This window comes from Ruegeria sp. HKCCA4008, assembly GCF_013033125.1.
In the GTDB taxonomy this organism is placed as follows: domain Bacteria; phylum Pseudomonadota; class Alphaproteobacteria; order Rhodobacterales; family Rhodobacteraceae; genus Ruegeria.
Map to the genome: position 1 here is coordinate 710,306 of NZ_WQDM01000002.1, position 16,743 is coordinate 727,048.

The window sequence follows — 16,743 nt, forward strand, 5'->3', positions numbered from 1 at the left end:
CTTTGCTTGACTTATGCCGCCTCTCGGGGCGGCATTTTTTTGCCTCAGACCAGATAGAGCGCAAAAACAACTACGGAAAATCCGGTCAACACCATGGTGAACCCACGCAGCCAGCTTTGGCTGTTTTCCAAATCCAGGTAGTGTTTCAGGATCACGCGGGCCTTGATCAGCGCCAGCAACAGGATACCGCCAGCAATGATTGCAGATGGGGCGCCAATCAAGGTCAGCAGCGCGGATCCCACGCTGAGGGCCAAGAGCGCAAGCCAAGCCTGGGTCAGAGGGTTCGGCGGCCCTTGGCGAGGTTCTTCTTTGGTCAAAGATGAAGGTTGGGCCATCTGACTATCCCAACAGATAGATCACTGGAAACAGCATGATCCAGACCAGGTCCACCATGTGCCAAAACTGTGCGCCCGCTTCGACGCTAGTGGGGTCGTCGCGCCAGGCCACCAGCAACAGAATTCCAACCCCGGCGAGGACATGCGCGGCATGAAAGCCGGTCAACATATAGTAGAACAGAAAGAATGGATGCGTTTCGTATCCTATCCCCTGAGACGCCTTGTCGGCGTATTCCGCACCCTTGATGATCAGGAACACGACACCCAGAAGCGCCGCAAGGATCAACGCCAATCGGGCCCGCAAACGTTGCATGTTCCGCCGCCAATGCAGCGCCTGTGCGGCCAGATAGCCGGATGTCACCAATACCGCGGTGTTCAAGGCCGCACCCGTGCGATGCAGATGCGACTGCGCCTCGGCAAAACCTGCTGGATCGGTCAGACGTACCCCCATGAAAGCGATCATCCCCGCGCCAAAGACCAGCAGTTCCGAAATGATCAGAACCCACATCAGGAACTCGCCTGGCAATTCGTCGATCAGAGAAGCATCACTCATGCGCCGACCAACTGGCGATAGATCTGCGGCAGGGCCATGGTCAGGCGATGCGGATCTGGGATGACGGCGAAACCGCCCTGCCCGAACATGCGCGGAAACCAGCTTTTGCCGGTTTTATCGATGGTAACACCGAACACCGACTGTCCGGCCCGGCGCGCCTCGCGTATGGCCATGCAGGTATCTTCGATGCCGTGGCGCCCCTCGTAATGGTCCAGGTCGTTTGGCTTGCCGTCGGTGATAACCAGCAGCAATCGGCGCTTGCGGGACTGGCTGGCCAGATCTGAGGAACAGTGCCGGATTGCCGCGCCCAACCTTGTATAATGTCCGGGGCGCAGCGACGCGATGCGCTGTTCAACTTTGGTTCCCATCGGTTCGTCAAACCGTTTGCAACGCTGCACATACACGCGCTGACGCTTGAGGGAGCTGAACGCATGAATGGCGAAATCGTCACCGCAAGCGTTCAGGCCCCAGGCCAAGGCCGCCAGCGCCTCGCGTTCGATATCGATCACGGCGCGGCCTGTGACCGCGCTTTCGGTGGATCGGCTGACATCCAGCAGGATCGACACCGCCAGATCGCGGGCCTCGGGGCGGGATTGCATCCAGACGCGTTCCGTCCCTTCACCATTTGCGCAGCGGTCAACCTGCGCCCGAACGGCGGCTTCCATGTCCAGCTGATCCCCGTCCAGATGGCCCCGGGTCATCACGCGCCCCGGGCGCAGCGCCTCGAATTGGCGCTTGACGGCGCGAATGCGGCGCGCAGTGGCCGGATCCTTGCCGAACTCGGCAGCATCGCCGCGGATATCGGCATCCGAAAGCAGAACGTTCACATGATCCGGCAGGTATTGACCTGTCCGCACGTCCCATTCGGGATATAGAATACGGCCTGACAGGCGTTCGCGGTTGACGTCTTCGGGTGCCAGATCAAGGTGAAGCTTCAACCTGGTAGGCGGCGCCTTTGAAATCTGGCCAAGACCGATCTCTTCCTGATCGTCAGCCGCCTTCTTGGCGTTGTCGGGATCGTCGTCATCGATGCGACGATTGATATTCAGAAACTCGGCCCAACTGAGGATGGCTTCGAACTTGTGCAGAATGAAACTGTCGCTGCGCTCGGCCTGATCCGATTTGCGGCGCCGGGCGCGGTGTGTCTTTTCGCCGGATTCCTCTGGCGGGCCTTCGGTATCGGGGTTTTCAACCTCGTTGTGTTCCGAGAACCCAACTGCCCGCAACTCCGGCCACAGGGGAACCGGACGCATCGGCTGATAGCCGCGCGGGGCGATCAGATCGTCGTCAAGTGCCAGAAGGTGCTCGGCCTGATCCGACAGGGGCTTGGGATCGCCCAGCATATGAAGGATCAGTTCTTCAACCGCGGCCTCGGCAGGCGGCAGGCTGGGGATGTCGCGCTGATACAGCACGCCCTTGCACAGCTCGGTATACAGCGGACGCAAGCCAGGCGCATCGTCCAGAGTCGCCTCGACCATGTGCCGGGCGGCGATCAAGGCACGCAGGTCGGCACGCAGTGGATCATCTTCGTCAATTCGGGTTCCGGCATGGGCCGCGGCGGCGGCCAACCAGACATAGAGCGCGCCGTTTGCCTCGCGTGCGGGGAATACTGCCAGACGGTCGGGCAGACGCAAAACCTCTCCGTCGAACGAGGCGCGCGGCATCAATTCCACTTCGGTTGCAAGTTTGCGGCGCCAACTCAGGCGGTGGCGCGAAACCTCGGGTGAGACCGGGCGCAATTCAACGCCCGGACTACCCCCAAGCCCCCGAAAGAGGACTGCCAGCCGCCCCGCGACCTCGGAAAGGTCGACCGCGGCTCCAACATGCACCTGGGGTGCATCGAGGCGGCTGGCAAGGGTGTGCCACAGTTTCCCGATGGTTTCTTCGGGTTCCCATGGCTCAAAGTCGATCCTGACCATCGCCGGCCTCACCCAAAGACGGCGGTGACAAGATCGAGGAGCCCGCGTTTGATATCCTCGTCATCGGTCAGAGGTTCGATCATGGCGGCAAGGATGGCGCGGTCGGTGGACATGCCCTGCGCGATCAGCGTCGCGGCATAGACGACCAGCCGGGTGGACACGCCTTCCTCGAGGTCCTGACCCTTGAGCCCGCGCAGCTTGCCCGCGAGCCGCACCAGCGGCTTGCAGCGTTCCAGCGGCAGGCCGCTTTCCTGCGCGACCACTTCGGCTTCCATCTGAGGTGAGGGAAAGTCGAACTCCAGCGAGATGAACCGCTGCCGGGTCGAGGGTTTGAGGGTTTTCAGGATATTCTGATAGCCGGGGTTGTAGGACGCCACCAGCATGAAACCGGGCGCGGCCTCAAGCTCTTCTCCGGTGCGGTCGATCGGCAGGATGCGCCGGTCGTCGGTCAGTGGGTGCAGCACCACGGTCACGTCCTTGCGCGCCTCGACCACCTCGTCGAGATAGCAGATCGCACCTTCGCGCACCGCGCGGGTCAGAGGGCCATCGACCCAGACGGTTTCTCCGCCTTTCAACAGGTAGCGGCCAATCAGGTCGGCGGCGGCCAGATCGTCGTGGCAAGCCACGGTATAAAGCGGGCGGCCAAGTTTCGCGGCCATATGGGCCACAAAGCGGGTCTTGCCGCAGCCCGTCGGGCCTTTCAGCAGAACCGGCAGGTCGTTTTTGTAAGCGGCGGTGAAGACATCGCATTCATCGCCCTGGGGCAGGTAGAAGGGGGCGTTTGCCGCCCCCTCTTTCAGGTTCATGGAGCCATCCATATCCATCACTCCGCAGGGGTTTCAGCTGCGCCGGGTTCGATGACCTCTTTGCGGGGAACCCAGATCGAATAGATGAACAGCAGCGCCCCAAGGACAACGACCAGACCGGAGCCAAGACGCATCCAGTAGAAGATCGCGATCTGGTCCTGTACGTCCATGAAGTAGTCTCCGACCACGCGCTGCATATGTGTCTGCACGGTGCCGCCGAAGGTCAACACGAAGGTCATGAAGACCATGCCGCTGGTCATCAGCCAGAACGAGCCCATGTTCAGAACCTGATTATAGGGATCACGGTTCTTCAGGATCGGCATAGCATAGCTGAAGATCGCAAGGTTGAGGCAGACATAGGCGCCGTAGAAGGCCAGGTGGCCGTGGGCTGCGGTGATCTGCGTGCCGTGGGTGTAATAGTTCACCCCGTGCAGCGTGTGCAGGAAGCCCCAGACACCGGCGCCGAAGAACGCCAGAGTGGCACAGCCCAGCGACCACAGCAGCGCGGCCTTGTTGGGGTGGTCACGACGGCCCTTCCAGACCATGACGAAGGCAAAGGCCATCATCGCAAAGAACGGGATCACCTCGAGGCTCGAGAAGATCGAACCGATCCACTGCCAGTATGCAGGCGTACCGATCCAGTAATAGTGGTGACCCGTGCCAAGGATGCCCGAGAACAGCGCGGCGGCGACGATGACGTATAGCCATTTTTCGACCACCTCACGGTCCACACCGGTCAGCTTGAGCATCAGATAGGCCAGGATCGAGGCCATGATCAGTTCCCACACACCTTCGACCCACAGGTGGACGACATACCACCAGTATTGCTTGTCCAGCGACAGGTTGCCCGGGTTGTAGAAGGCGAACAGGAACAGCAGCGCCAGACCCCAAAGGCCCAGAAGCAGGATGTTGGTAATGGCTGTCTTCTTGCCTTTCAGAACGGTCATCGACACGTTGTAAAGGAAGATCAATGCAGCCACGACGATACCGGCCTTGACCCATTTGGGCTGTTCCAGGAACTCACGCCCCTCTTTGCCCAGCAGCCAGTTGCCTTCGAACAGGTTGAAGACATAGGTAACGACCACGCCCAACGTACCGACAACAAGGATGATCAGTTGCAGATAGGCCAGCTTGGGCGAGTGGATCTCCCGCTCGGCTTCTTCCGGGATCAGGAAGTAGGCCGCACCAAAGAAACCCAGGATCAGCCAGACGATCAGAGAGTTGGTGTGCAGCATCCGCACGATGTTGAACGGCAGAAGCTCACTCAGGAAATTGGGGAATACATAGATGAAACCGGCCAGAAGGCCGCCGATCACCTGTATCGCGAACAACGCCATGGCTACCGCAAAGTAGGCATAGGCGATTTTTTGGGATTCGTATTTCATTGTTTCGTTCCCTTTCTCAGCCTGCCTCGTTGGGCGGCCAGCCCTGCGCGTCGATGTTGTCCGTCCAGATCAGGAAGTTGGTCAGGTCACGGAGTTCTTCGTCGCTGAGGTTGAAATTGGGCATTTGCCGACGACCGGGAATGCCGGTCGGTTGTGCTTCCATCCAGCCCTTGAGGGATTCAAAGGCTGATTCCGGGTCGTCCAACACGCCCCAGCGGGTCATCACGTTGCCGACTTCCGGAGCAAAGTAGGCCCCTTCACCCAGAATCGAATGACAGTTCACACAGGCGTGTTTTTCCCAGACATGCTTGCCCCGAACCACACTGTCATCCAGCTTTGCGGCATTTTCGGAATTGACGATATACCAGTGGGAATGGGCCGAAAGGGCCAGAAAGATGAGAATGAAGAACAGTGACCCGCCATAAAAAATATTGCGGGCCATGCTCTTTGTCATGACGTCTCGCATTGCGCTCTCCTTTGCGCAGATTAGCTAGTGTCTGCAACATGACTGGCGGGACGCGGGAGTGCCTTAACGAAAGTCAAGACTTCTCAAGTATGCTCTGGAACGAGGTCAGATGCCTGACAAACAGCAAGAACCACGAAAAAGCCTGGGGTTCGCCTTGATATCTGAACCAATCGTGAGGAATGTCGCGTCGACATTTTAGTATGGCAGAGTTATCCAAGCGCTTGAGAGAACAAGTGTAAATTCCGTGTCAAAGAGTGATGGGTGAAAATGGCAAACTATTCCTACATCGGTTATACGCCCGGCGTAATCACGGTGAATACGATTGGGCCGGATACGGTTACATTGGATGTCAATTTTGATCCTGACACGGATCGTCGTTTGTTCAGCGTGACAGACGCAGCCGGTGGATTTATTCAAAACGGCGGCGGACCACCCATTGTCGATACTGGCGATGTTTTCAACGGTGACCGCTTCGACAACGAAGACGGCGATGATCTGACGCAGACCGGCACCATCACCACCCTTGATGGCTCGACCACCTTTCTTAGTGGCCCAATTTACCTGGAAGAATCCTATATTCTGTCCAAACCAGGCGGGGGTACGATTACAGTTTATCGTGTGGAAGTTGACGGAACTTTGGGTGGTTACATAACCTCTGAACCCCTTGTGCCCGGCACGACATACTCGATGAACATCGTGAATGTTACGCCGACCAATGCTCCTGACACAACTGATCCGACCACTATCATTGACGTGCCGTGCTTCGTAGCCGGAACGTTGATAATGACTCCAAAAGGTCCGAGGTCCATCGAGGATTTGAAGGTGGGTGACGTGGTCGTCACCGCCGACAACGGACCGCAACACATACGCTGGATCGGCACGCGACATCTGGATCAGGCGGCGCTTCGCGCCCGTCCCAGGCTGAAGCCCATCCGGATCGAGGCCGGGTCACTGGGCGATCACTTGCCCCAGCGTGATCTTTTCGTGTCACCGCAACACCGTATGCTGGTCCGGTCGCCGATTGCCGTCAGAATGTTCGACGCCGAAGAGGTTCTTGTTCCTGCTCACATTCTTGTCGGCGTGCCCGGCATTTCAATCGTTGATGACACTCGTGCCGTGACCTATGTCCATCTTTTGTTCGACCGTCACGAGATCATCTATGCGGAAGGCGCACCTTCCGAAAGCCTGCTCACCGGTGCGCAGGCCTTGTCCAGTGTTCACCCGGACGCACGGGCGGAAATTCTTGAATTGTTCCCTGAATTAGATCAGCGCAATTACGTTCCGCTGGCCGCACGACGGATACCGGAAAAAGGGAAACGCGCTCGTGCCTTGGTCCATCGTCATATCAAGAACGCGCGGCCTCTGGTTGATGAACGATAAGCGCCGCCCGAACAGGCGTCAGGGCTGTTGCACGGCGCGGGGGCCGGTCAGGGCAGGCCACATGGCAAACAGATACAGACCCATTGCCGCGATCCAAAATCCATCCGCTGTCAGCATCGCCGTCATGTACCCTCCTGTCATGTCGGATCCCAGCCAACGCACAAGCGCTGCAACCGCCATCAAGCCATAGGCAATCGCCATGGGCTTTGGCGCGACAAGGGGGCGACCGCTGTGGCCCAAGGCGGCGCGGCTCATTACGGCAAGGGTCATGCCACCAACGCAACCAATGCCCAGAACGTGGAGCGCGCCGATCTCATTTCCCATCCCGATGGCCGCCAACCCCCAGAGAATCAGACCCAGCGCCAGCATCCCGAGACCCAGATGCAGCGCGACCAGGATCGGTTGACGCAAGGCCCAGCCTGTTCTCCAACGCGCCATGCGCATCAGTTGAACACAGCCCATCACCAATGCAACGGCCCCCGCAACAGGCCCGACATCAAGTGCAAGCACAAGCAGGGGCAGCAACAGCGCCAGAATCATCGTCGCCCTGTCCAGCCTGGCCACGGATACCGGCCACGATGCTTCGGGTTGACCCGCTCTTTTCATGGCATTGCGTGTAAAAGCCGGCGTAATCCGGCCACCCAGGATCGCGATCATCGAACACAAGGTCAAAAGCCCGGCCCGAATGCCGGTGTTCAGCGTATCCACCGTGACCCCCATCCATTCCAAATGAACCATAACGTTCGAGGTCAACATCAGAACCAGAAGATACAGAAACACCATATTCTGGGGCTTGGGCCGACGAACCAGTTGACTGGCAATCTTCAGCGCCAGAATGGGAACAAAGCTCAGGTCCACGAGTGCGACGAACAAGGGTGGCAACACTCCGGAAAACCAGACCGCCAGACGCCCGGCCATCCAGATCAATGCGACAAGCGTGATAAAGCGGGCCCGCGCCTCGGGCGCACCGGTCCAGTTCGGCACGGCGGTTAGAAAAAACCCCCCCAAGGCGGCCGTTGCATACCCAAAAATCATCTCATGCGCGTGCCACATCACCGGGGGCATCGCGTAACTCTGTTCCATGTAGGGCATCAGTCCGTCGAGCGACGCCAACCATAAGCCCCACGCGACTCCTGCAAACATACCGTAAAGACCCGCCGAAAGAAAAAAGACCCGGAACCCTTCACTGAAAACACGCGCGATTACAGCTGTCATGCCTGCTCTCCATAGCTTTTCCCGCCGTTGAACAATGTGTAGTGCCCGCATGACCCGGCGCCCTTAACCAAAATCAAGACTGGGCTTAAACATGTGTGAGAAACACAAGATTTATTGGGGGTTTTGATCTGTGTTTTCTTTCCAAAGTGCTTTGTCTGCACCCTTGCCGTTGACTTTGGTCAAGGATGACATCCACGTGATGTTTCACTCTCGACACCGCCTCACCACGCATATGGAGAGTGATCATGTCACTTGGAATCAGCTACAACAAACCCGGCCGCGCCTTAGGGGTCGGATTGGCAATGTTGTTGGGCAGCGTCGCTGCTCCGACCTTCGCCGAAGAGCCAACTTTGAGCGAAGAAGCCTTTGAATCGTCTAAACAGCTCTATTTCGAACAATGCGCAGGCTGCCACGGCGTATTGCGCAAAGGTGCCACGGGTAAAAACCTGGAACCGCATTGGAAGAAGACCGCAGCCGACGGCACTGTAACCGAAGGCGGCACCTTGCAACTGGGGCAGGAACGCCTTGAAAAGATTATCGCCTGGGGAACCGAAGGCGGCATGAACAACTTCTCGGACATCATGACCGAGCAGGAAATCAAGGATATGGCGACCTACATCATGATGGAGCCGCCAAAACCACCTGAAATGTCGCTGGAACAGATGATGGCGACGCGTAAGGTCTATGTCGAAGAAGAGGACTATCCGACCGAGCCGCTGCACGGCCGCAACTGGGAAAACTTCTTTGTCGTCATCGAACGTGACGTAGGCAAGGTGGCCGTGATCGACGGCGACACCAAAGAGGTGCTGACCCACATCCCCACTGGCTACGCAGTGCACGTTCTGAAAGCGTCCGAACACCACAGCCTGACCGAGCCGGAACACCCCGGCCGCTTCTGGTACACAATGGGTCGCGACGGCAAGATGACCAAGATCGACCTTTGGCAGACGCCGGACAAGATGTTGGTATCCGAAGTCAAGATTGCATATGACGCCCGTGACGTCGCCGTTTCCGGCGATGGTAAATACGTCATCGGTGGTGGCTACTGGCCGCCGCACTTTGCTATCGTTGACGCGAAGACCATGGAACCGGTCAAGGTCGTATCGACCCGCGGCGTGAACGTCGACGGTGAGTATGTGGAAGAAGCCCGTGTGGCAGCCATCTACACCACTCCGAATGAACCCACCTGGATCGTTGCCGTGAAAGAACTGGGACAGTTGTGGCAAGTCGATTACACCGATCTGGACAACCTTCGGATCGACAAGATCGACAGCGCCAAGTTCCTGCATGACGGGTTCTTCGATCCGACAGGCCGGTATTTCCAGATCGCCGCAAACGCGTCGAACAAGATGGTGGTTGTCGATACCGAAACCCACAAGCTTGAGGCGATGATCGACACAGCCGCGCTGCCGCACCCTGGTCCGGGCGCCAACTGGGTCGACCCGAACTGTGGCCCTGTGGCAGGCACAACCCACCTTGGTGTCGGTACCGTGACCGTTTGGGGCAACGATCCTGAAAACCGTCCGGATGACGCCTGGAAAGTCTGCTACGAAGTGGAAACCGACGGCCCCGGCCTGTTCGTCCGCACCCACCCGAACTCGGATTACATCTGGGCTGACCAGACCAAGCATCCGGAACCGGAAGTGCAGCAATCCGTGCAGGTCATTTCGAAAGAAACCGGCGAAATCGTGAAGACGATCCAGATCACTGAAGACGAAGGCAGCGCCGCTGTTCACTTCGAATTCAACGCTGACGGTACCGAGGTATGGGTTTCCAAGTGGAACCTGTCGGACTCGAAGGAACCCAATGGTCAGATCGTGATCTTCGACGCGAAGACGCTGGAAGAAATCGGCCGCATCGACGGGCTTTATGCCCCGACCGGCAAGTTCAACGTCTACAACCGGTCGAACCACGTCACCTGACAAGGTCAGGACGACCACAGGAAAGGGCGGGCCCCTCGCCCGCCCTTTCCTTGTTTGAGTCATCAGCCAAACTCACCGGCCTGCCACCAAGGGCCAGACAATACAGCCAAAACGGAGCCCGGATATGACCTCCGAACCGGAAAAGAAAAAACCGATCTGGCGCCGGTATTTCCTATGGGGAATGCCTGTGGCCGGTATCGCCGGGGCCTTTGCCGCCGGCATCATCTTCTGGGGCGGGTTCAACACCGCAATGGAAGCCACAAACACCAAGGAATTCTGCATCTCATGTCACGAGATGCGAGATTTTGTCTACGAAGAATATACCGGCACGATCCATGACGTGAACCGTTCGGGTGTGGGGGCTGTCTGTTCCGACTGCCACGTTCCCAAAGACTGGACACATAAGATGATCCGTAAGATCAAGGCGTCCAAAGAGCTGTATGGCAAGATGGTCGGTACCATCAACACCCGTGAAAAGTTCGAGGCCAAACGTGTACATCTGGCCATGAACGAATGGGAGCGGATGAAGGCCACAGACTCGCGCGAATGCCGCAACTGTCACGATTTCGAATCGATGATGCCCGAATTCCAGAAACCACGCGCCCGTCAGCAGCACCTCAATGCGATGACTGTCGGACAGACCTGTATCGACTGCCACAAGGGGATTGCACACTCGGATGCACGCGACCGGGCGGACGAGGAGTATCTGGAAAAGCTTGAAGCACCGAACCCGGACTTCATCCGGCCCATCCCTCCGGAATATTTGGCCAGTCTCGAAAAGATCGAAGCCAAAGAGGCCGCTGAAGCAGAAGCAGAAAAAGCCGCCAAAAAGGCTCAGCAAGAGGCCGTTCAGGCCCAGATCGCAGCGGCTGTTGACGCTGCTTTGGAAGAAGAACGCGCAAAAACCTCCGGTGAAGACGCCGCGGCGCCCTCTGGCGGAGCAAGCGACGTTGGGTCCAACATCGACTGGAACGCAGTGGCCGCGGCGGATCTGAAACTCTTCTACCCCGGACAGGCCTCGTTTGAATGGGTCCAGAACGGCAAGTTCCATGGTGGCGCGCGCCCCCTGACCAAAGGCGGGGATCAGTGCACCACCTGTCACGCCAAGGAACTGGACACCATAGGCAACAAGATCGTTGCGGGTGGAGATCTGGAACCGACCCCGATTCCGGGCAAACGCGGTGTCATCGACGCAACCGTTCAGGCGGCGCATGACGACGAAAACCTGTACATTCGCCTGCAATGGCCGGACGCGGGTCACAACCCTGTCCCGTTCGTCGATGGCGGCAAGATGGACCCGGACAACCAGATCAAGGTTGCTATGATGATTACCGGCACTGGTATCGAGCTGGGCGATCAGGTGGGATGCTGGGCTTCGTGCCACGCCGACAACACCTATATGCCTTTTGCGCCCGAAGCAGATGCGATCGCCGCCAATGCGGATGTTGCCGGTCGCCTCAATGCCACGGACACCGTTACCAAATACATCAGCGAAAGCCGCACGGATGTTGAGGTCAAAGGTCGCCGCGGCAAGGCCCTGGGGGGCTGGGACAAGCTGAAGGCCGAGGAACAGATCGAGCAGTATCTGGCCGACGGCACCTATCTTGACCTGATGCGTGTCTACGCCGACGGAAGCGCCACCAATGGCTATCTGTTGGAGCAGCGCGTGGTCAATGATGGTGAAATCGCCGCAACGGCCGAACTGTCCGGTGGCATGTGGACCGTGGTGTTTACGCGCCCCCTGAATTCGGGCGCGCCCGGTGATGTGCCATTGGAGGCAGGCAAGACCTATACCGTTGGCTTTGCCATCCACGACGATTTTACCGCCGCACGGTTCCACCACGTGACGCTGAATACCAGCCTGGCGCTGGATGATGACAGCGCGTTCATCAACGTGGTCAAACAGTAACGGATCGGGGCCGGGTCAACCGGCCCCGGCCACTCTTGGAAAGGAGTCATGGACCATGAAACCCCAACGCCTTCTTCCCGCGCTGCTGCTTCTGGCCGCGCCCGCATGGGCGGACGAAACCGCCGAAATCTGCGCCGAGGCCGAAGAGCGCTATGTCGAGTTGTTCGGTCAGCCTTCGTCGGCCGTCGAAGACGCCGAAGTGGTGCTGATGTACAAATACAATTTTTGCCCATCCGAATTGACCGTGAAGGCAGGCACAACAGTCCGGTGGGTGAATGTCGACAAACGCACCAGCCATTCCGTTCTGTTGAAGGATGGCAGCCAACCTGAAAGTGATCGCCTGTTCCCCGAGGAATCTGTTGAACTGACCTTTCTCACGCCCGGCCCACAGGACTATCTGTGCGGCCCGCATTGGGAGACACAGAACATGATCGGAATGATCACCGTCGAACCCTGAAGCAGGGCACAATACAGGCAGGATGAAGGAGCGCGGGCGCAAATCCCGCGCTCCTTAACTTATGTCAAGGAGGTTGGTTTTCGATTGGGCCAATCTTCCCCCATGACACGCCCGGCTCACCCAGCAACGTCTTGCAAACGCAGCGGATCTGCATGGGATACCGGGTCTCGAAGACTTTCAGACCAAGCGAGTTTGCACATGAGCGGTAAGGTTTTTCTGATTGGCGCAGGCCCCGGCGACCCCGAGCTGATGACCCTGCGCGCACTGCGGATGCTGCAAGAAGCGGATGTCGTGGTTTATGACCGGCTGGTGTCCGCCGACATTCTGAACTTGCACGCGGAAGGCGCCAGGCTGATCCCTGTCGGCAAGGCCCCCAAATGCCACACCGTTCCGCAGGACCGCATCAACGAAATACTGCTTGAAGAAGCCAGCGCAGGTCACACGGTCGCCCGGCTGAAAGGCGGCGACCCCATGATCTTTGGCCGCGGCTCGGAAGAGGCTGCCTATCTGATGGCCCGCGGTGTCGCTGTCGAATACGCACCGGGCATCACGGCAGCCCAGGGGGCGTCTTGTTCGACCGGTGTGCCGCTGACCCATCGCGGGCTGGCGACCTCGGTTCAATATGTCACCGGGCATCGGCAGGCCGACAAAGTGCTGGATCTGGACTGGAAACGTCTTGCCGATCCGGACTCGACACTGGTGGTCTATATGGGCGTCGCCAATATCGGTCAGATCGCCATGGGGTTGATGACCGAGAACCTGCCGGGCTCGACACCGGTTCTGGCGGTGGGCAAGGCCACGACACCTGATGAGCGTCGTCTTGTGTCACGGCTTGACCAGCTGGCCACGGATGTGCGCGCAGCCGACCTGAAGGCGCCGACGCTGTTTATCATTGGCAAGGTGGTTTCGCTTTATGCCGAACGGCCTGTGGCCGAGCTTCTGGAGCAGGCCCATGGCTAAGCTGGGAAGACGAGATCAGGGGATTGTCCCAACATGCACCGACAGATCGCCGGGGCGCTCGGGGTGGGCGGCGCGAACCTGTCTGACCGTTGCGGTTCTGGCCGCGACCTCTGCTTTCGCGGCGGATGTCATCGATCCCGATACCCTGAAAAGACTCGTGCATCAGGATTGCGGTTCCTGTCACGGCCTGTCCCTGAAGGGCGGTCTTGGTCCCGATCTGCGCAGTGAGACGCTTGAACACTACGACGCGGATGTTTTGACCAGCGTCATCCTTGACGGCATCCCCGACACCGCGATGCCCCCATGGCGGCCCCTGATCAGTGAAGAAGAGGCCGAATGGATCGCCCGTTACCTGCTGGAACAGGAGGCACAATGAAACATTTCATTCTTGGCCTTGCAGCCACATTGATGATCACCACAGCGCAGGCTGAACCGACCGCGACAGGCGACCTTGGCTTGGTCATCGAACGCGCCAAGGGCTCGGTGCTTCTCGTGGATCAGTCCGACCGCGCAGCTCTGGCCCGGATCGAGGGATTGGGTGATCTGTCGCATGCGTCTTTGGTCTATTCGCCCGATGAACGGTATGCCTATGTGTTTGGCCGCGACGGCGGGCTGACCAAGATCGACATCGTGACCCGCCAGATCGTGAACCGCGTCGTGCAGGCCGGCAACGCCATCGGCGGGGCGATTTCGGACGATGGCAAGCTTGTGGCCGTGTCGAATTACGAACCCGGTGGCGTGCGCGTATTCGATGCGGACACGCTTGAGATGGTTGCTGACATCCCGACCGACAGCAAAACCATCGGCCTGGTCGATGCGCCGGGTCGGCGGTTCGTTTTCACGATGTGGGACACTGGGGAAACCTGGATTGCCGATTTCGCAAAAGGCGCACCAGAAATCACCAAGATCCCGGACATGGGCAAGAACCCATATGACGCGCTGATCACTGCCAATGGCCGCACCTATATCACCGGTCTGTTTGGCGAGGACGGCCTGACCGCACTGGATCTGTGGGCCGAAACACCCGAACCGATCCGGGTTCTGCCCGATTACGGGCGCGGGCAGGAAGAAATGCCGGTCTACAAGATGCCTCATCTGGAAGGCTGGGCGCTGACGGGCCGCGAATTCGTTTTGCCCGCTGTCGGCCATCACGAGGTTCTGTGGATCGACGCCGACACTCTGACCGAAACGGGACGGACCAAAACCCACGGGCAACCGGTCTTTGCCATGGCCCGCCCCGATGGGCGGCAGGTCTGGGTGAATTTCGCCCACCCGCTGAATGACACCATTCAGGTGATCGACAGTGTCAGCAAACAGATCATCCACGAATTCAAACCCGGCCCGGCGGTATTGCACATGGAGTTCACGCCACGCGGGCATGAAGTCTGGATCAGCGTGCGCGATGCCAACAAGGTCATGGTCTACGACACGCACAGTTTTGAAAAACTGCGCGAGATCGACGCGGACAGCCCGTCCGGCATCTTCTTCACCGCCCGTGCGCACAGAACGGGGCTGTAACCGATGCGACATATCACGGACCCGATCGACCGCCGCCTGCTGGACGAATTTCAGCGCGACTTCCCGATCACCGAGAGACCGTTCCAGATGTTGGGTAACGCACTCGGGCTGGACGAAGCCGAAGTCATTCATCGCTTGTCCAGGATGCGCGCCACAGGCCGCATTACACGGGTTGGCGCCACCATCACGCCCGGCGCGGTGACGGCCAGCACCCTGGCTGCCGTGGCGGCTCCGGAAGATCGGTTGGAGGAGGTCGCCGCCCTGATCGATGCCGAACCCGGCGTGAATCACAATTATCAACGCGAAGACGCGTGGAACCTGTGGTTTGTCGCGACCGGGCCGGACCGCGCGCATGTCAACGATACCCTGGCGCGGATCAGTCGATCCACCGGATTGCAGGTGCTGGACCTGCGGCTGGTACGCCCTTTCAACGTGGATCTTGGATTTCGCATGACTGGCGGGGCCAAAAACGTGCCCACTGCGCGAAAGGTCGATGCATCCGTCATGCGCGAAGGCGATCGTTGCCTGCTACAGTCTCTGAGTTCCGGGCTGTCTTTGGTCTCAGAACCCTATGCCGCGATGGCTCGTTCGCTGAAACGGGATGTGACAGACGTGATGGAGCGGGTCGAAGCCCTGCATGCCGCCGGAATAATCTCGCGGCTCGGCGTCATTGTGCGTCACCGGGCGCTTGGCTGGTCGGCCAATGCGATGGTGGTCTGGGACCTGCCGGCAGAACAGATTGAAACCGCTGGGCCAGCTTTGGCCGCCTTCCCGGGGGTGACCTTGTGCTATGAGCGGAATCCGGTTCCCGATGTCTGGCCATATCGCCTGTATTCCATGATCCACGCCCGCACACGCAAAGAGGCTTTGGACGTTCTGGCCGGTGCAATTGCATTGCCCGAATTGGCCGGAGCACGGAACAAGGTCCTGTTCTCAACCCGCTGTTTCAAACAGACCGGCGCGCTGATTCAGGCAAAGGAGGTCGCCGCATGACGCTGGACCAAACGGATCGGGCGATCCTGAATCGTATGCAAGAGGATCTGCCGCTTACTTCGCACCCTTACGCAACCGTCGCCGCAGAGCTTGGCCTGTCCGAGGCGGAATTGCTGTCGCGTCTGAGACGTATGAAAGATGACCGCGTCATTACGCGCTTCGGTCCATTTTTCGACGCCGCGGCCATGGGTGGGGCTTTCTGCCTTTGCGCAATGGCCGTTCCAGACGAAGAATTCGAAACCGTCCTGACCAAAGTCAATGCACATCCCGAAGTGGCACATAACTATGAACGCACGCATCGGCTGAACATGTGGTTCGTGCTGGCCACCGAAACACCCGAGGGGATCGAGGCCACCGCCGATGCCATCGAACGGGAAACGGGAGTCAGTGTTCTCCGTTTCCCCAAACTTCAGGAATTTTTCATCGGCTTCCGGGTGGCGGCATGATCGACGCAACAGACAGACAGATTATCGAGTCGCTCCAAGGGGGACTGCCGCTGGTGGCCGCACCCTATGCGCAGGTCGCTGCCGATCTGGGCCTGACCGAGGCCACCCTGCTGGACCGGCTGGCATCGCTGAAGGCGCGTGGGGTGATCCGACGGATCGCGGCAGCCCCCAACCATTACAAGCTGGGCATGACGTCGAACGGCATGACCGTCTGGGACGTGCAGGATGACCTGATCACCGAACTGGGCGCTCATATCGGGGCACTGCCTTTCGTCACCCATTGCTATGAGCGGCCCCGCGCCCTGCCCGACTGGCCCTACAACCTGTTCGCCATGGTTCATGGCAGCTCGCGCGACGAGGTCGAAGACAAACGCGGCCAGATCGCCGCGATTCTGGGATCGGCCTGCCGCGGCAGCGATATCCTCTATTCCACGCGCATCCTGAAAAAGACCGGACTGCGCCTGAAACAGAAAGGCTGA

General features: G+C 59.0%; 17 protein-coding genes. 10 read left to right on the top strand and 7 right to left on the bottom strand.

Translation table 11 applies throughout. The annotated features are described in order from the left end of the window. Positions 1-44 precede the first annotated feature (44 nt). Genes GOW60_RS07725 through GOW60_RS07750 form a run of 6 tightly spaced genes read right to left on the bottom strand, consistent with a single transcriptional unit; the run spans position 45 to position 5,464 of the window. Positions 45-335 carry a cytochrome C oxidase subunit IV family protein gene (locus GOW60_RS07725; RefSeq protein ID WP_171228831.1) on the bottom strand — a complete coding sequence of 97 codons (291 nt, stop codon included), beginning with the start codon at positions 333-335 and terminating at the stop codon, positions 45-47. A gap of 4 nt (positions 336-339) precedes the next feature. Further along, positions 340-888: a cytochrome c oxidase subunit 3 gene (locus GOW60_RS07730; protein WP_171119350.1), complete on the bottom strand. Its 549-nt coding sequence runs from the start codon at positions 886-888 to the stop codon at positions 340-342. Then, positions 885-2,807, bottom strand: a complete 1,923-nt coding sequence (locus GOW60_RS07735; protein WP_171228832.1) for a nitric oxide reductase activation protein NorD — start codon at positions 2,805-2,807, stop codon at positions 885-887. Before GOW60_RS07735 ends, GOW60_RS07730 begins: the two co-directional genes overlap by 4 nt. A gap of 8 nt (positions 2,808-2,815) precedes the next feature. Then, the gene (locus tag GOW60_RS07740; protein WP_371419757.1) at positions 2,816-3,625 is read right to left on the bottom strand and encodes a CbbQ/NirQ/NorQ/GpvN family protein; all 810 of its coding nucleotides are present in this window, start codon (positions 3,623-3,625) and stop codon (positions 2,816-2,818) included. A 5-nt stretch (positions 3,626-3,630) separates the two neighbouring features. Continuing rightward, entirely contained in the window at positions 3,631-4,998 is a 1,368-nt protein-coding gene (locus tag GOW60_RS07745) for a cbb3-type cytochrome c oxidase subunit I (RefSeq protein ID WP_152460361.1), read from the bottom strand. Positions 4,999-5,014: 16 nt separating this feature from the next. After that, positions 5,015-5,464, bottom strand: coding sequence for a cytochrome c (locus tag GOW60_RS07750; RefSeq protein ID WP_152460362.1), 450 nt, complete (start codon positions 5,462-5,464; stop codon positions 5,015-5,017). A 267-nt stretch (positions 5,465-5,731) separates the two neighbouring features. On the opposite strand from GOW60_RS07750, the gene GOW60_RS21105 reads away from it, so the two are divergent. Continuing rightward, a complete protein-coding gene (locus tag GOW60_RS21105) occupies positions 5,732-6,844 on the top strand; it encodes a Hint domain-containing protein (RefSeq protein ID WP_254443853.1) in 1,113 nt (370 codons plus the stop codon). Positions 6,845-6,862: 18 nt separating this feature from the next. Here the strand turns inward: GOW60_RS21105 and GOW60_RS07760 are convergent, their stop codons facing one another. Next, entirely contained in the window at positions 6,863-8,059 is a 1,197-nt protein-coding gene (locus GOW60_RS07760) for an NnrS family protein (RefSeq protein ID WP_171228833.1), read from the bottom strand. Positions 8,060-8,304: 245 nt separating this feature from the next. Between GOW60_RS07760 and GOW60_RS07765 the strand changes: the two genes are divergently transcribed. The 9 genes from GOW60_RS07765 to GOW60_RS07805 all read left to right on the top strand — a co-directional run bounded on the left by GOW60_RS07765 (position 8,305) and on the right by GOW60_RS07805 (position 16,743). After that, the gene (locus GOW60_RS07765; protein ID WP_152460364.1) at positions 8,305-9,981 is read left to right on the top strand and encodes a cytochrome D1 domain-containing protein; all 1,677 of its coding nucleotides are present in this window, start codon (positions 8,305-8,307) and stop codon (positions 9,979-9,981) included. A 124-nt stretch (positions 9,982-10,105) separates the two neighbouring features. Next, positions 10,106-11,890, top strand: a complete 1,785-nt coding sequence (locus GOW60_RS07770) for a NapC/NirT family cytochrome c (RefSeq protein WP_171228834.1) — start codon at positions 10,106-10,108, stop codon at positions 11,888-11,890. Between the two features lie 55 nt (positions 11,891-11,945). Next, a complete protein-coding gene (locus GOW60_RS07775) occupies positions 11,946-12,347 on the top strand; it encodes a plastocyanin/azurin family copper-binding protein (RefSeq protein WP_171228835.1) in 402 nt (133 codons plus the stop codon). A gap of 198 nt (positions 12,348-12,545) precedes the next feature. Beyond that, a complete protein-coding gene (gene cobA / locus GOW60_RS07780) occupies positions 12,546-13,307 on the top strand; it encodes a uroporphyrinogen-III C-methyltransferase (protein WP_171228836.1) in 762 nt (253 codons plus the stop codon). After that, the gene (locus GOW60_RS07785) at positions 13,300-13,683 is read left to right on the top strand and encodes a cytochrome c (RefSeq protein ID WP_171228837.1); all 384 of its coding nucleotides are present in this window, start codon (positions 13,300-13,302) and stop codon (positions 13,681-13,683) included. Before cobA ends, GOW60_RS07785 begins: the two co-directional genes overlap by 8 nt. Continuing rightward, a complete protein-coding gene (locus GOW60_RS07790; RefSeq protein ID WP_171228838.1) occupies positions 13,680-14,825 on the top strand; it encodes a cytochrome D1 domain-containing protein in 1,146 nt (381 codons plus the stop codon). Before GOW60_RS07785 ends, GOW60_RS07790 begins: the two co-directional genes overlap by 4 nt. A gap of 3 nt (positions 14,826-14,828) precedes the next feature. After that, positions 14,829-15,818, top strand: coding sequence for an AsnC family transcriptional regulator (locus GOW60_RS07795; RefSeq protein ID WP_171228839.1), 990 nt, complete (start codon positions 14,829-14,831; stop codon positions 15,816-15,818). After that, a complete protein-coding gene (locus tag GOW60_RS07800; RefSeq protein WP_171228840.1) occupies positions 15,815-16,264 on the top strand; it encodes an Lrp/AsnC family transcriptional regulator in 450 nt (149 codons plus the stop codon). Before GOW60_RS07795 ends, GOW60_RS07800 begins: the two co-directional genes overlap by 4 nt. Beyond that, positions 16,261-16,743, top strand: a complete 483-nt coding sequence (locus GOW60_RS07805; RefSeq protein WP_171228841.1) for an AsnC family transcriptional regulator — start codon at positions 16,261-16,263, stop codon at positions 16,741-16,743. Before GOW60_RS07800 ends, GOW60_RS07805 begins: the two co-directional genes overlap by 4 nt.

Coding starts and splice junctions, on each gene's coding strand:
- cobA (WP_171228836.1), top strand. CDS start 12,546: ATGAGCGGTAAGGTTTTTCTGATTGGCGCAGGCCCCGGCGACCCCGAG.
- GOW60_RS07765 (WP_152460364.1), top strand. CDS start 8,305: ATGTCACTTGGAATCAGCTACAACAAACCCGGCCGCGCCTTAGGGGTC.
- GOW60_RS07800 (WP_171228840.1), top strand. CDS start 15,815: ATGACGCTGGACCAAACGGATCGGGCGATCCTGAATCGTATGCAAGAG.
- GOW60_RS07735 (WP_171228832.1), bottom strand. CDS start 2,807: ATGGTCAGGATCGACTTTGAGCCATGGGAACCCGAAGAAACCATCGGG.
- GOW60_RS07790 (WP_171228838.1), top strand. CDS start 13,680: ATGAAACATTTCATTCTTGGCCTTGCAGCCACATTGATGATCACCACA.
- GOW60_RS07785 (WP_171228837.1), top strand. CDS start 13,300: ATGGCTAAGCTGGGAAGACGAGATCAGGGGATTGTCCCAACATGCACC.
- GOW60_RS07740 (WP_371419757.1), bottom strand. CDS start 3,625: ATGGATGGCTCCATGAACCTGAAAGAGGGGGCGGCAAACGCCCCCTTC.
- GOW60_RS07745 (WP_152460361.1), bottom strand. CDS start 4,998: ATGAAATACGAATCCCAAAAAATCGCCTATGCCTACTTTGCGGTAGCC.
- GOW60_RS07750 (WP_152460362.1), bottom strand. CDS start 5,464: ATGCGAGACGTCATGACAAAGAGCATGGCCCGCAATATTTTTTATGGC.
- GOW60_RS07795 (WP_171228839.1), top strand. CDS start 14,829: ATGCGACATATCACGGACCCGATCGACCGCCGCCTGCTGGACGAATTT.
- GOW60_RS07805 (WP_171228841.1), top strand. CDS start 16,261: ATGATCGACGCAACAGACAGACAGATTATCGAGTCGCTCCAAGGGGGA.
- GOW60_RS07725 (WP_171228831.1), bottom strand. CDS start 335: ATGGCCCAACCTTCATCTTTGACCAAAGAAGAACCTCGCCAAGGGCCG.
- GOW60_RS07770 (WP_171228834.1), top strand. CDS start 10,106: ATGACCTCCGAACCGGAAAAGAAAAAACCGATCTGGCGCCGGTATTTC.
- GOW60_RS07775 (WP_171228835.1), top strand. CDS start 11,946: ATGAAACCCCAACGCCTTCTTCCCGCGCTGCTGCTTCTGGCCGCGCCC.
- GOW60_RS21105 (WP_254443853.1), top strand. CDS start 5,732: ATGGCAAACTATTCCTACATCGGTTATACGCCCGGCGTAATCACGGTG.
- GOW60_RS07760 (WP_171228833.1), bottom strand. CDS start 8,059: ATGACAGCTGTAATCGCGCGTGTTTTCAGTGAAGGGTTCCGGGTCTTT.
- GOW60_RS07730 (WP_171119350.1), bottom strand. CDS start 888: ATGAGTGATGCTTCTCTGATCGACGAATTGCCAGGCGAGTTCCTGATG.